At 53.2% G+C, this 13064-nt stretch carries 12 protein-coding genes; 3 read left to right on the top strand and 9 right to left on the bottom strand.

Features of this window, described 5'->3' with window-relative positions:
• The first annotated feature begins 84 nt into the window (after positions 1-84).
• Positions 85-399, top strand: a complete 315-nt coding sequence (locus IEX85_RS08595) for a co-chaperone GroES (protein ID WP_188860179.1) — start codon at positions 85-87, stop codon at positions 397-399.
• Positions 396-2024: a chaperonin GroEL gene (gene groL / locus IEX85_RS08590; protein ID WP_188860178.1), complete on the top strand. Its 1629-nt coding sequence runs from the start codon at positions 396-398 to the stop codon at positions 2022-2024. The genes IEX85_RS08595 and groL overlap by 4 nt, the downstream gene beginning before the upstream one ends.
• Positions 2025-2208: 184 nt before the next feature.
• Here groL and IEX85_RS08585 read toward each other — a convergent pair whose 3' ends face one another.
• The gene (locus IEX85_RS08585) at positions 2209-4221 is read right to left on the bottom strand and encodes a multicopper oxidase family protein (RefSeq protein ID WP_188860177.1); all 2013 of its coding nucleotides are present in this window, start codon (positions 4219-4221) and stop codon (positions 2209-2211) included.
• A 315-nt stretch (positions 4222-4536) separates the two neighbouring features.
• Positions 4537-5472 carry a DMT family transporter gene (locus tag IEX85_RS08580; protein WP_188860176.1) on the bottom strand — a complete coding sequence of 312 codons (936 nt, stop codon included), beginning with the start codon at positions 5470-5472 and terminating at the stop codon, positions 4537-4539.
• Positions 5473-5612: 140 nt separating this feature from the next.
• Here IEX85_RS08580 and IEX85_RS08575 point away from each other — a divergent pair, with 140 nt between their 5' ends.
• Positions 5613-6092: an Lrp/AsnC family transcriptional regulator gene (locus IEX85_RS08575; RefSeq protein WP_188860175.1), complete on the top strand. Its 480-nt coding sequence runs from the start codon at positions 5613-5615 to the stop codon at positions 6090-6092.
• Positions 6093-6431: 339 nt separating this feature from the next.
• On the opposite strand, the gene IEX85_RS08570 is transcribed toward IEX85_RS08575, so the two are convergent.
• The 7 genes from IEX85_RS08570 to IEX85_RS08540 form a co-directional block, all read right to left on the bottom strand.
• Positions 6432-7508 carry a phosphatidylinositol-specific phospholipase C domain-containing protein gene (locus IEX85_RS08570; protein ID WP_188860174.1) on the bottom strand — a complete coding sequence of 359 codons (1077 nt, stop codon included), beginning with the start codon at positions 7506-7508 and terminating at the stop codon, positions 6432-6434.
• 356 nt (positions 7509-7864) lie between these two features.
• Positions 7865-8848, bottom strand: coding sequence for a hypothetical protein (locus tag IEX85_RS08565; protein WP_188860173.1), 984 nt, complete (start codon positions 8846-8848; stop codon positions 7865-7867).
• 95 nt (positions 8849-8943) lie between these two features.
• Positions 8944-9789, bottom strand: a complete 846-nt coding sequence (locus tag IEX85_RS08560; RefSeq protein ID WP_188860172.1) for a transposase — start codon at positions 9787-9789, stop codon at positions 8944-8946.
• Between the two features lie 347 nt (positions 9790-10136).
• Complete coding sequence (locus IEX85_RS08555) at positions 10137-10682, bottom strand: PIN domain-containing protein (protein WP_188860171.1); 546 nt, start codon at positions 10680-10682, stop codon at positions 10137-10139.
• Between the two features lie 104 nt (positions 10683-10786).
• Entirely contained in the window at positions 10787-11083 is a 297-nt protein-coding gene (locus IEX85_RS08550; RefSeq protein WP_188860170.1) for a hypothetical protein, read from the bottom strand.
• 85 nt (positions 11084-11168) lie between these two features.
• Entirely contained in the window at positions 11169-12482 is a 1314-nt protein-coding gene (locus tag IEX85_RS08545) for a transglutaminase-like cysteine peptidase (protein ID WP_188860169.1), read from the bottom strand.
• A 97-nt stretch (positions 12483-12579) separates the two neighbouring features.
• Positions 12580-13002 carry a cysteine peptidase family C39 domain-containing protein gene (locus IEX85_RS08540; protein ID WP_188860168.1) on the bottom strand — a complete coding sequence of 141 codons (423 nt, stop codon included), beginning with the start codon at positions 13000-13002 and terminating at the stop codon, positions 12580-12582.
• Positions 13003-13064 lie beyond the last annotated feature (62 nt).

Genomic DNA, 13064 nt, shown 5'->3' with positions numbered 1-13064 from the left:
ATCGGTTTTGAGAGTGCTGCTCGCAGTGCTCTATGTCGTCTGTTTATGTCATGACTATCAATAACTTATGGAGAATTTTTTGGTATGAGCATTCGACCTCTCCACGACCGTCTCGTGGTACGCCGACTCGAGGCCGAAACCACCAGCAAGGGCGGAATTCTGCTGCCCGGGAATGCCCAGGAAAAGCCGAGTCAGGGCGAAGTCATCGCCGTCGGCGACGGCGTTACGCTCGACAACGGCGAGTTGCGTCCGCTGCTCCTGAGGACCGGCGACCGGGTGCTGTTCGGCAAATTTTCGGGCAGCGAAGTGAAGCTGGACGGCGAGACCCTGCTGATCATGCGTGAGTCCGACGTGCTGGCGGTTATCGAGAATGCAGGTAGCGAGGAGAAAGTGGCATGAGCGCCAAATCAGTGGTTTTTTCGAATAGCGCCCGCGCTCGCATGCTGCGCGGCGTGACCGTACTGGCCGATGCCGTCAAGGTGACCCTGGGTCCCAAGGGACGCAACGTGGTGCTCGACAAGAGCTTCGGCGCCCCCCGCGTGACCAAGGACGGCGTGTCTGTGGCCAAGGAGATCACGCTCAAGGACAAGTTCGAGAACATGGGCGCGCAGATGGTCAAGGAAGTGGCTTCCAAGACCGCAGACGTTGCCGGTGACGGCACCACCACCGCGACCGTGCTGGCGCACGCCATGATCCGCGAAGGTCACAAGGCGATTGCCGCCGGCATGAACCCGATGGACCTCAAGCGCGGCATCGACCTGGCGGTGAAAGCGGCCATCGAAGAGCTGGGCGCGCTGGCGACGCCCTGCGCAGACAGCAAGTCGATCGGGCAGGTCGGCACGGTGTCGGCGAACTGGAACGAGGATATCGGCGAAATCCTGGCCCGCGCCATGGACCGTGTCGGGCGTGACGGCGTCATTACCGTCGAGGAGGGCAAGTCGCTGCAGAACGAACTCGAGATCGTCGAGGGTATGCAGTTCGACCGCGGTTACCTGTCGCCGTACTTCGTCACCAACCAGGAAAAGATGCAGGCCGAGCTGGAAAGCCCCTACATCCTGCTGTTCGACAAGAAGATCGGCAGCATCCGCGACCTGCTGCCGGCGCTCGAGGCGGTGGCCAAGGCCGGCAAGCCGCTGCTGATCGTGGCCGAGGACATCGAGGGCGAGGCGCTGGCGACGCTGGTCGTCAACAACCTGCGCGGCATTCTCAAGGCCGCGGCGGTCAAGGCGCCGGGCTTCGGCGACCGCCGCAAGGCGATGCTGGAAGATATCGCCATCCTGACCGGCGCCAGCCTGATCTCGGAAGAGGTCGGTCTGTCGCTGGACAAGGTGAACCTGGATCAGCTCGGTACCGCCCAGCGCGTGGTCATCACCAAGGACAACACCATTATCGTCAATGGTGCCGGCAGCCAGGAAGCGATCCGGGGACGCATCGAGCAGATCCGTTCGCAGATCGAGACCACCTCGTCCGACTACGATCGCGAGAAGCTGCAGGAGCGCGTGGCCAAGCTGGCCGGCGGTGTTGCGGTGATCAGGGTTGGCGCCGCCACCGAAGTGGAGATGAAGGAGAAGAAGGACCTGGTCGACGACGCCCTGCACGCCACCCGTGCGGCGGTGGAAGAAGGGATCGTCGCCGGCGGTGGCGTGGCGCTGGTACGCACCGCCGCCAAGCTGGCCGGCTCTGCGCTCGCCGCTGCCAACCGCGATCAGGAGGTCGGCGTGCGCATTGCTCTGCGCGCGATGGAAGAACCGCTGCGCCAGATCGTCGCCAACGCCGGCGGCGAGCCCAGTGTGGTGGCCGATGCGGTGCGCCAGGGCGAAGGCAGTTTCGGCTACAATGCCCAGACCGACGCCTACGGCGACATGCTGGAAATGGGCATCATCGACCCGGCCAAGGTCACCCGCTCTGCGCTGCAGAACGCCGGCTCCATTGCGGGACTGTTGCTGACCACCGAAGCCATGGTCGCCGACCTGCCCGAAGACGCCAAGGCGTCCGCTGCGGCCGATATGGGCGACTGGGGCTGATTCTCATCCCCCCAAAGGGCGCGGCATCCGCCGCGCCCCTGTCTTTCGACTATTCAAGCTTTCGAGATTCGCAGGATGGGTGAAAGGACGCATGGCCAGGGGGTATTCGCCCCTCAAGTAACCAGGGCGTCGTGTAACCCATCTTCGACGTAACCGTTAATTCCCTCTGATCCGTGAAGAGCTTTTAAGGCTCTCCGACATGGTAGGGGCGCATCATCTCGTGATCCTCGTGGGAAAGGATATGGCAGTGCCAGACGAAGCGCCCGGGCTTGTCGAAGCGCATCTTGATCCGGGTCACCTCGCCGGGCAGCGCCATTACCATATCGCGGCGCGTCTGCTCCTGCGGCTCAGGTCCGCGTGCCTGACCGACAACCCTGAGGTTTTCCAGACGGTAGCCCTCACCGCCCTGGTCATCCTCGCCCCCCTCGCCAAGCTCTGTCGACTTCTCGATCAGCCGGGCGCTGAAGGGCTGGCGATCGAGAATTTCGAAATGCACCAGATGCACATGGATTGGATGTGCGTCGCCGGTGGCGTTGTAGATTTCCCAGATTTCGATATCGCCGAGAGCCGGGTTTTCGGTAATGGGGCTGTCCCAGTCCAGGGTGCCATTGACCCAATTTCCGGCGACATCTAACACCGGCTCCGCGGTCCCCAGCAGGGGCTTCAGGCGGCCGAACCGGTCCGTGCCTTCGAATAGTGCCAGTTTGCGTGTCTTCGCTACGGGGCCCGGAATCGCGACGCCGTCACTCAGGTAAGTCGACTCGCTGATTGCGGTATCCGGAACGGACGATGTTTCGAGGACAACGTCGAACGCCATGATCCGATCGGTGCGCCGGTCCGGAAAGAGATCGCCTCTTTTCGGCAGGTTGCCGCCAAAGGGCGCATCGCCCAGCAGGTTTTCGATAATGACGCGATCACCGTTTTCAACGGCTTTAAAGTCGATCACCAGATCCAGGCGCTCACCCGGCGCAAAGTTGACCTCATGGACTTCTGCGGCCGTTGCGCGCAGGCTCTGGTCTGAGCCGATGACATAGAAGGGGATCGGATCGCCGAGTGCCGGGTCGGTCGCACCGTCGGCCCAGTAGTCGTCTTCTGGAGCCCCGCCGGGCACTGCTTTCAGGCGCAGGCGCATAAAGCGGCTGTCGCAGCCGTTCAGCAGCCGCACCCGGTACTGGCGTCGCTCGACCCTGTAGTTCGGCCAGATCACGCCGTTGACCAGCATATGGTCACCAAAGAACTCCGCCAGTGCGGTCGGACCACCGTTCGGGAAGATCTCCGCCGGCAGGTCGGCTCCTTCGTCGTCGATAAAATCGCTGTAGAAGGGGTCGCCCGGGAAGGCAGGATAGAACAGCTCGCCGGTATCGCGGAACATCCGGTCCTGTACGGCAAAGCCCAACTCGTAGGGCGCAGCCGGAAGGCCCAGCGGGTTATCCGCTGTACCGGTATCGTGCTCGTCCCGCAGGATAAAGAATCCCGCCAGTCCGGCATAGACGTTGAGCCGGGTGATCCCCAGCGCATGGTCGTGGTACCAGCAGGTGCCGGCGACGTCATTCCACTCCGGACCGCCGTAGCGATAGTAGCGTGCCTCCCAGCGGGGGCCCTTGATCCTGAAGCGGGGCGTGAAAAAGTATTCGGGGTTGCCATCGAAAGCGCTGTCATTCAGCCCGCCATGGACATGGGTGACGATCGGTACACCGTCGATTGCGATGTTGTAAGATTCGTAGCCTGGCAGTGAGTACGCCCAGTGCAGGCTGGTATCAACCGGCAGCAGATGATTGAGGAGGGTCGAGCCCTCGATGAGGTCATTCTCCCAACTGATCTCCAGCGACTCACTAAAGGGGCCAACGGTCAACTCGAGGGTGCGTCCTGGCCAGGTTACGGGGCCGTTGTGGGCACCGTAGCCCCAGATTGGCGTCTCTCGCTTTTTTCCATCAGCTCCGATCAAGCCTGTCATTTGTACGGCCCGGGCCGCCCGGATGCGCAGCCGGCCGGCTTCCGGCATGTACTTGAAGCCGGGAGCGAGCGCATTGGGTGCCTGTTGCTTGAACAGAGGTTGCATCGCCGGGTCCGAGAGGCCGGCAGCCAGGATGGCTGCGTGACTGCTATGCGCGCGCAACAGTGCGGCGGGGATGCTGGCGGTCAGGCCGGCAGCCATGGCCGACCGGATACTTAGCGTCAGAAAGTCGCGACGTTTCATGGCGCTTGCCCTCCGGGTTTCGGGGCGAAAAGCGTGGCGACTCTCCCTGCAGCCGGGTTTCGCCTGTGTGGGTTTATTATGATCGTCTTATGTAATGCATGATTGATTCCAGAATGACTTTTGTTAATTAAAACAAACCATTATGGTCTGGTTTCACGACCATCCAGGTTTGAGTTTGTTAAGTCCCCGAAACGATTCCGACATTTGGCGGCTAAATTGTTATGCAGTCTGAACACCCGCAGCCTGCATTTTCGTTATTCCCTATAGCCGTAGCGCCTGATGCGCACGCGATGGCATACGCTGCGACGGTCTTTTTCAGTCGGGCTCCCGGGCCGGCGCAGGTTGTACCTCGCGGCGTGGCCAGCGCAGGCCGCTGGCCAGCAGCACGCCCAGGGTAATGGTCAGCACGCCCGCCAGGCCTCCGGCGCTCAGCGGCTCCCCGAGCAGGAAAAGCGCGGCGACCGCCGCCAGTGCCGGGGTGATGGAGCCGAGGGCGGCGGTCTTCTCGGCACCGAGCGCGCCGATGGCGACGCCGTAGGTGAAGCCGCCGACGATGCCGGCGCCGAGCCCCTGTGTCAGCAGGTAGGGCCAGAGTAGCGGCCATCCCGCCGTGGCGAGATTCGAATCGACCTGGCCACCGGCGAGCAACAGCAGCAGTCCGGCCAGCGAGCCGGCGCAGAGCAGGGCGGTGGCCTCAAGCGCGCCGATGCCCAGTATCCTCAGCGCGACCGTGTAGCAGGCCCAAAGCAGGCTCGCGCCGAGAAACGCCAGGTGGCCACGCCAGTAACCGCTGGCGAGATCCACAAGACCGCTGCCGAGCAGCACCCCGACACCGGCGACGATCACCCCAAGCCCGACCAAGCGTTGCCGCGGCAGCGGCTCGCCGAACACCACTACGGCGAGGCCGGTGACGAACAGCGGCGCGGTTCCCGGTACCAGGGCGCCGGCATGGGCGGCCGGCGCATAGTGGCTGCCGAGGGCGATGAGGTAGAAAAACGGCAGGCCGCCGAGCATCAGCAGCAGAGCGTGGCGCAGCCGGATACGCCTGATCCGTGGCCAGCGCAGCAGCAACAGCGGCATAAACAGCAGCGCCGGCAGGCCGAAGCGCATCAGTGCCAGGTCGGTTGTGGTCAGTACCGACTGGCTGCCGCTGCGCAGCGACAGCAGAAAGCCGGTCCAGATCAGCAGGGTCGCGGCCATCGCCGCCAGTCCCTTGAGGTTGAAAGCCGGTTCGCCCCGGTAGGTTTCCATGTCGCCGTGCCTCGTCAGCCGCTTGATGACGCTATTATCCGCCAGGGCAGCAGGGCGATTCTTGCTTTGTGGCTTGTGAATGGCGTTACTTGGGGTCGATAATTGCTCAAAGTTATTTTCGATTGGCAGAATGTATCAAGATGGTAAAAGTCCCCAGTATCGATTCCACCGACCGCAAGATTCTTGGTGCCCTGCAGCGCGATGGCCGCCTGAGCAACGCCGATATCGCCGAGGCGGTGGCGCTGTCTCCGTCGCCCTGCCTGCGGCGTCTGCGCCGGCTGGAAGCCGAGGGTGTGATCAGGGGCTATCGGCCGCAGCTGGACCGCTGCGCGATCGGGCTCGGTATGACGGTGTTCGTGCAGGTGAAGCTGCAGGATCACAGCGCGCGCTCGGTGGACGGCTTCGAGCAGGCGCTGCTGCAGATGCCGGCGGTGATCAACGCCAGCACCGTGTCGGGCTCGGCGGATTACCTGCTGGAAGTGGTGGTGGCGGACCTCGCCGACTACGACGACTGGGTCCGGGGCATGCAGGCCCTGGCGATGGTGCGGGAAATCGAGAGCAACTTCGCGCTGCGCGCGGTCAAGACCGGAGCGCCGCTGCCGTTGGCGGGGGAGCGCTGATTGGCGAGGGCCCGTTGAGACTGGTTGGAAGTGGTGAGTGGATGGTGGCTAAGGAGCCTGCGAATAAGCCCGGAAGGGCGGGCTCTGAAGTATGCATCTGCTGTGTTGCAGCGCTTGAAAAGGACTACGGCCAAAGTGCCCGTGAGTTTGGTATTCCCTGAGCACTGCGCCGGAATGCCGCACCACTTGCATCTGCAGGCTTCAGGACCCGCAGAGACTAAATGGGGCTTGTTCGCAGGTTCCCTAATCGGGGCGCTGATAGAAATAAAAGGGAATTTTTTCAGGTCGGAGGTAGAGTAAAAAGGTAAGTCCTGATTTTTTCGCATTTCTCATCACGACTTATTTTCTGTTCATTTCGATAACGGGCTGCATTACGTTATAAGAGTAATTAGGCAAGCCATTAACAAAATCTGAAGCCACAATATTGATTGCTCTAGATCTCCATTTGGCGCTGTATATACGATCGGCAATAATTTGGTTGTCATCTTTGGCCATGCCTTCAGGATTCTTCGTGCCGAATGCCGGCATACGCTGTGTGTATACGACCCTCAACTTATCCGTAGCTTGACGCACCAGTCCGGAAACAGCCTCGTCTAGCTTCTTGAAATGTTCGTTATGATTAGAGGTCTCAGTGTATATACGTCGGGAAAACGCTCTGTCCTTACTCCAAATTCCTGGTGTATGGACTAATGCACCCTTAATTGCGGTGTTCTTTTGTTTCCAATCGGGAATGAAGATCAGGATATTGCCTTTAGCGATTAGTTGATTATAGGAACAGGCACTAGGGGTTTCGACAGGATAGGACTTGTTGCATCCGTAAAACTTTCTGGAGCCATCGGGCATAAGCGCTTCAGCCATGTCTTTGTTAGTTATTAACAACCTTTCTCCGAAGGCTTTCGCCAAGTCCTGATGCAGTCGAATGATCATGGGATCATTTGCATCGGGGGGAGTATCGACCTGAAGTATGACGAGCTCTCTCTGGTGTTCGGGCATTGAAACGAAGCGTTTGATATCTGCCAGGATCGAATTAAGGGGCGTAGCCCAAGCAACAGCGATACCATGATGGATAACAAATCCTTCATCAATATTTTTGTAATATGGTCGAATATCAAAAAAACGCGCTCCAACCGACAGTTGGTCAAAGAAATTATGACTCTGTGTCTTCGGTATCGAACCCCATGGCATATCAAAAGTGCCTGCGTCATGACTACCAGGGATACGAATGTCAGTGAGTCTACGATCGCCGATTATAGGCGATAAGTCTCTCATCCAGGTTGCTGGTCGATAACAAATATTGTTGGGGTGTTTGTACTGGTCAGTTTTGCACTCACCGGCCTGCACCGTTGAGGTACCCGCTAAACCTAGTATTGTTAGAGAGAAAACTAAGACCAGTTTACTGAAATAAGTTCTAGTCATGCTGTCTCCTGATATTTTATTGATTATGATTGGATAGGGAAACATTTTCCTTGTATATCTATTTAAATACAAGTTGATTAAGTCTCTTGCCCTTGAGTTTCGTGATACCTGATCTTTACGAGTACGGGATTAGGTATTGTATTTTTCTCCTATTAAATAGACAAAAGGCAAGACCTGATGTGAAACGGAGTTTTTTCAGTCCGGTTAACTGATCCGCTGGAAGAGTTCTGGGAGTTCTGGGGACAGTATACTTAATTATACTATTGCATTATCGATTTAAGCTTGGCTAACTCGATAATGCTCCAATATTGCGTTAGCGGGTTTATTGGATTAGGTATACTGTCACCGGAATTCCATTAGGTATCTACCGGCTCGTCCTGGGGTGTTGAAAGGTCTTTTCGGCGCCACCAGATGATGAATCCATGACTAGGTAAAAATGGGTGCGTGAACTGCACCGAGTCACCATCAGTTGTATGCTCAAGAATACCGTCTATCCTTTCGCTTGGATGAATAGACCTATATGACACTTCAAAAATATCGCTATCATATTGCACCTCAAAAGATAAAACTTCAGTGAGCGAATTGTTTGTGAATATCTCATTATCAGAAGCATATTTCGAGCAAAGGTTCTCGATGGTAACTTTAACCCGTCCACCTGGCAGTATCTCTTTAGATCTTCTGTCTGCAAGTGTTTCATTATTAATGTTAACTCTTGAAACTTCATACTCATCGTGCCACTCTTCTTGCTCCGGACCTTGAAACCTAACCGTCATCTTTCTCAATCCCCAATTGTCTTTATACTCACTTTCGACTTCAGAAATACGATTGTCGTAGCTCTCGAATGGTGGCGAAAATACGTTTGAAACATGATCTACATTCCTAAATACTGCTTCGAAAACTTGAGTCATCTTCACGTAGCTTCCGATAGGTTCTAGCTTGAATCGACATTTCTGATACTCCTTAAGAAACCGAGACTTTACAACATAGTTGAAAAGCTCGTCGGATACTTTGGAAGGGAGGTCGAGATCTAGAATCGCCGATATATATAGTTTTGAATTGAGTCGCTCTTCACTGCGGGCGATCTTTTCTGAAAGATTCCTCTTCTCTCTTTCGTCGACCGTACTTATAATTACCCAAGCGATGAAGAAGGCAAATCCAACCTCTGTCACGACCGCAATTAATAGCTTGACGGTTAAGGAAGGCTTTTCTACGCCTACCGCAAATGCAATTCCTAAAAACATGAAAATAAGGCCTATTGCGAGAATTTGGCCATTGGTTAAGCGGCGCAGAAAATCAGCCGCCGCGTTGCAGTTCTTTTCTTCAGAGTTCACTTTCGCCATTTCGTGCTCCCTAGGTAAGTTTTAACCGGCGGGTTCTCTTAAATTTTTTGGAAATTCGTAATAGGGAGAAAGTAGGGAGAAAGCACTGTACGGGGTCAGGTCTTGCCTTTTGCTTCACTGATAATACGACTTACCCGCGAATAGTGTAGACCGAAGAACTCGCCTAATGCCTTCATACTATAGCCGCCACTGGCATAGGCTTTGACAATCGCTTCGTTGCGCGATGAAGTCGTCTTGACGTAGTAGTCCAGAGGTTTGGCAAGTGGCCGCCGCTGAGCCAGTGGAACTTCGAGCGATCGGTCTGCATTTTCAATTCGCTTTTGCATCTCATCGACAAACTGTTCGCTGCCAAGGTAGATCTGATTGCGTAGCCGGTTCCATGGCGAGGGTTGATGCTTGCCCTCGGCTACAAATCGCTCATAGCACTCGGTGGCCCGGCCACGCTGATTGTCAAACGCCAGAAGAATGCTATCTGTGAAAAGCGCATTCGAGTCAGGCTCGTAGCCAACCGTTGCCCGATAACTGCTCCAGGGCCATTCGACGGCGGAGCGCACCATCTCGGCTCGCACGGGATTGAGCACGATATAACGGGCCAGCTCCAGCAGGTACGCTTCTTTCTCAACCAAAATAGCCTTGTAGCGCCCCTGCAAAAGATGACCCACCCGGTCATGCTGCCGGTTGAACCTTTGTGTGTAGACACCGTTGAGCTGCCGCATACCGTGGCACAGATTGCCTTCCGGCGTTTCGATCAGCGGATGGTAATGATTCTCCATCAAGCAGTACGCATGGCATACCCAGTTGAACGTCTCACAGACGTCGTCTAGCACATCAAGGAACAGGCGCCTGTCATCATCCGTTTCGTAAATTGACTCGCGTCTGTTGCCTCGCGAGGTCACATGATACAGCGCACCTGCAAACTCCAATCGTAACGGTCTGGCCATCCTTGGCTCCTTACCGGGTGGTGATTATATGATTATAGAATTCATACGAAGGAGAAGAGTACCAAGCTGATAGACAAGGGCAAAAGGCAAGACCTGACCCCGAGACCTTCTGCCAGCTTTGATTAGCTTATGGTAAATCTCAAAACGTTCAGACTCTTGTGTTTTTTCGGTTATAGCAATGTAGCGTCTCGCTGAAAATGCAAGTGAACCAACAGCAACAAGAAATGCACCTATCGTTGCATAAGATGCTACATCTGACAGTGTACATCTAGTACTCCGTAAAACATAACGCCGTGCTTTGCGACTGGTTTGAGCGCAGCGAAAACCGGTCCGACAACAGCACCTTGTTAGCATTTATATTCAACCTCATCACCAGAAATCTTGATGATTTTCTGGTTTACCAACTGATTGAAATTGTTTTGAATTGCCACTTCATTCCCGTTAATACCTAAGTGTGTAGCAATGCAATTTCGAAGGCCATTCACTTTCTTCGGACGCTTTTCTTTCGGCGTAGATGTTATGAAGGTTATTAATTTATTTTTAATATCAGTAGCAGGCTGCACTTTCACTTGCTTACAAGGTCTGCCGTTTACTTTGATGTGAGCAATAAGTGGAGAGAACCCATTATCGTTGCTAATAATTTCAAAGGAGACGTCTGTTGGAGCTTCGCTATCAAACTTCCCAAGGTAATATGAAAGGTGGAAGTCTAAATTGTTGGATTGAGTTGCTTTCAGCTGAACTAGCACCAGGTCAACTGGAGAGTCATATTTTTTATCGCCAAGATCTATTTTGGGTTGCTTCGCTCCGAGAAAAAGAACAACTTTTCTATACGCTCCAAGATCGACCTTGCTGAGACATCCGATGTTTTCGTAATCAATAAATGCCCACTTCACTGTGTGGCCTCCTTGGTAATGCTAACGCTCAATTAAGGGGCCGAAAAAGCGAAGCTTTTGAGGTCCCAGCCCGCTTGCGGGCGACTTTAATTTATTGTTATGTATCAATGGGTTTGATACTTCTCAGCTACATACCGATTGGCATATTCCATTCGTGCCGCAGCATCCAATTGGTGCCCATTTTTCTTGCACCACTCTGGGAACGTCTCCGGGTCAATATATGCTTTTTCGACAATAGCACCTTCTGACTGAAGCTTGTCATAAATTCCCTGAGCATCTTTCAACCATTTATCAAATGTATCGGGCAGCTTCCTGCCGTCTTTAAACATCTTCTTTAGACGCGCATAGTCTTCTCGCCTGTACCAGGCAATCCCGGTTGCTCTGACTTGATATTCCGTCATACCTTTCTCCCTTTTCCAGATACATAACGCTTGCCGTAACCGGCGCATTTGTAGTGAGTGTAGCGAACGAAAAATGCGTCCGAGTTTACGGCTTTGTTAGCGTATCGTTTTTATAATACGTCGCTCTAGCGGATAAGTATTCAGTCCATTTTGATATCTGACCAGAAGACCCGACTTTTCTAATTGATTGTTTCCCTGCGGCAAGATACAAGTATTCCGAATTAAACATATATACCGGAGTTAAATCCTGTCTGTCCGTCAATGCTTCAATGCTGTTCGATCTTCCATCTAATACTTCATAGTCACCATTCGTGAACTTGCTTTTTGAGTACAATAAAACCATTACAGCTTCATTTATTTTCGTGTCTTTCATGTATGCTATTAGAAGATAATCATTTTCGACTCCTAAAGCTCTTAACGTGACATATTTCGCCAAGGCAAAATCCTCGCAATCCCCGCCACCTCTGTATATCATGTCTATCGGATCGTACCACTTATCAATATCTTCGTCTGGCACAATGCGCAAAGTATTCCACAATTCGTTTACGTGATTTAACTTTTCATCTATGGAGTACTTTTCTTCATTCGAAAGCAAATTTCCAATCTCAGCAACTAGCTTCCCCGTGTCACCCTTCATGCTTTTTTCAGCATAGGCTAAGATTTTCTGCTTGTTTTGAGAAAAATAATCTGTCTCGAAATTAAGTAGACACTCAGCGCAGAAAAAACTAAAAAATAACTTTTCATCTTCTATATATGTGTTCTGATCAATCGGCACATAGGTTGATGTTGTACCATTAGTTTCTTGATTCGAATCTAGATTTGCTAACTCAGTGGTTTCCGAAAACACGGAAACCCTCGCAATCTCTTTTCTATTTGACTGGACGGATTGCGAAATTTCCTCTAGACGTACTGAAAAGTTATTTAACTTCTCTAGAAAAAGCGGATCGGAGTTCGAGTTGTGCGGTATTTCCCTACGAAGCTGATCCATTTCCAATAAGGCAGAATTCAAGTTCTTTGTAAGCAGTTCGACATTGCTCCTTATAGTGAGCTGCTGCATTATCTCGTTTTTCTGTAGCGATAATGCGCTATCTCGCTCACTACTTACTTTTATAAAATCACTTTTTAATTGAGTATACTTACTATTTAGGTCAATTGCGTTTAGCTCTGCGATTCTAGTTCTTGTTTCTAAAATTGGCGAAAAGTACTCTACTGCCCATGCAGACAATAAGCCTGCTGCAATGATGCCAGCGATAACCGCCCTAAATACGCCATGATCTTTATACCAAGATCTGTTACGCCTATCTTCAATTTCTTGTGCCTCAGCTAGCAGTTTGTAGCTTTCCGCAACAGCGCGCCGCTCAAAAGGCGATAGGCTATGAATGTCGTCTGGTTTTTCCATTCGGATAGGTTGTTCCCGTGATATCAACAGTAGCGTTTCGTATAAGCGCTAACGCTTAAAAAAGCGGCGCGTTTACGCGTCCGCCTGATTTTTCCTGTTAGCCCGTTATTGGGATGAGAGCAAATAAAAACCAAGTACCTTCCGGGTATGATTCAATATGTTCAGCACGTCTAGCTTCGTTTGGGGTATCCATGTTAACCCATGGGTCCGTCCACCCATAAGGCGTACGGAGTATGTAATGGCAGCCATCATACGGCTCAGAACCTTCAACGCACACTATAGTTCCGTTAGGAAAGTCATTGGACTCTTCCCAATCCATAACAACCTTAACTTTCCACTTTTGTAGCGCCAAGGCTATGTGGTGCGGCTCTAAACCAGGAGTTCCGCGATTTATGGCTTCACCTTTTTCTTCTCTAAGATACCAATAGGCTTCCCTGTAAGAAATTCCAAGAAGAGATGCAACGCACGCAACACCGCAACCCCATTCGTCTAGTTGTGCAACAGTATCAAATTTTTTCATCGATGCTTCATCTGGCTAACGCCTTGCTTTGGGGCCGGAGTGAAGCGCAGCGCAACGGAGGT

Origin of the sequence: Marinobacterium nitratireducens (assembly GCF_014645375.1) — a bacterium.
Taxonomy (GTDB): domain Bacteria; phylum Pseudomonadota; class Gammaproteobacteria; order Pseudomonadales; family Balneatricaceae; genus Marinobacterium_A; species Marinobacterium_A nitratireducens.
The sequence above is the reverse complement of the archived record's forward strand: the minus strand, read 5'-3'. Positions and strand labels throughout refer to the sequence as shown.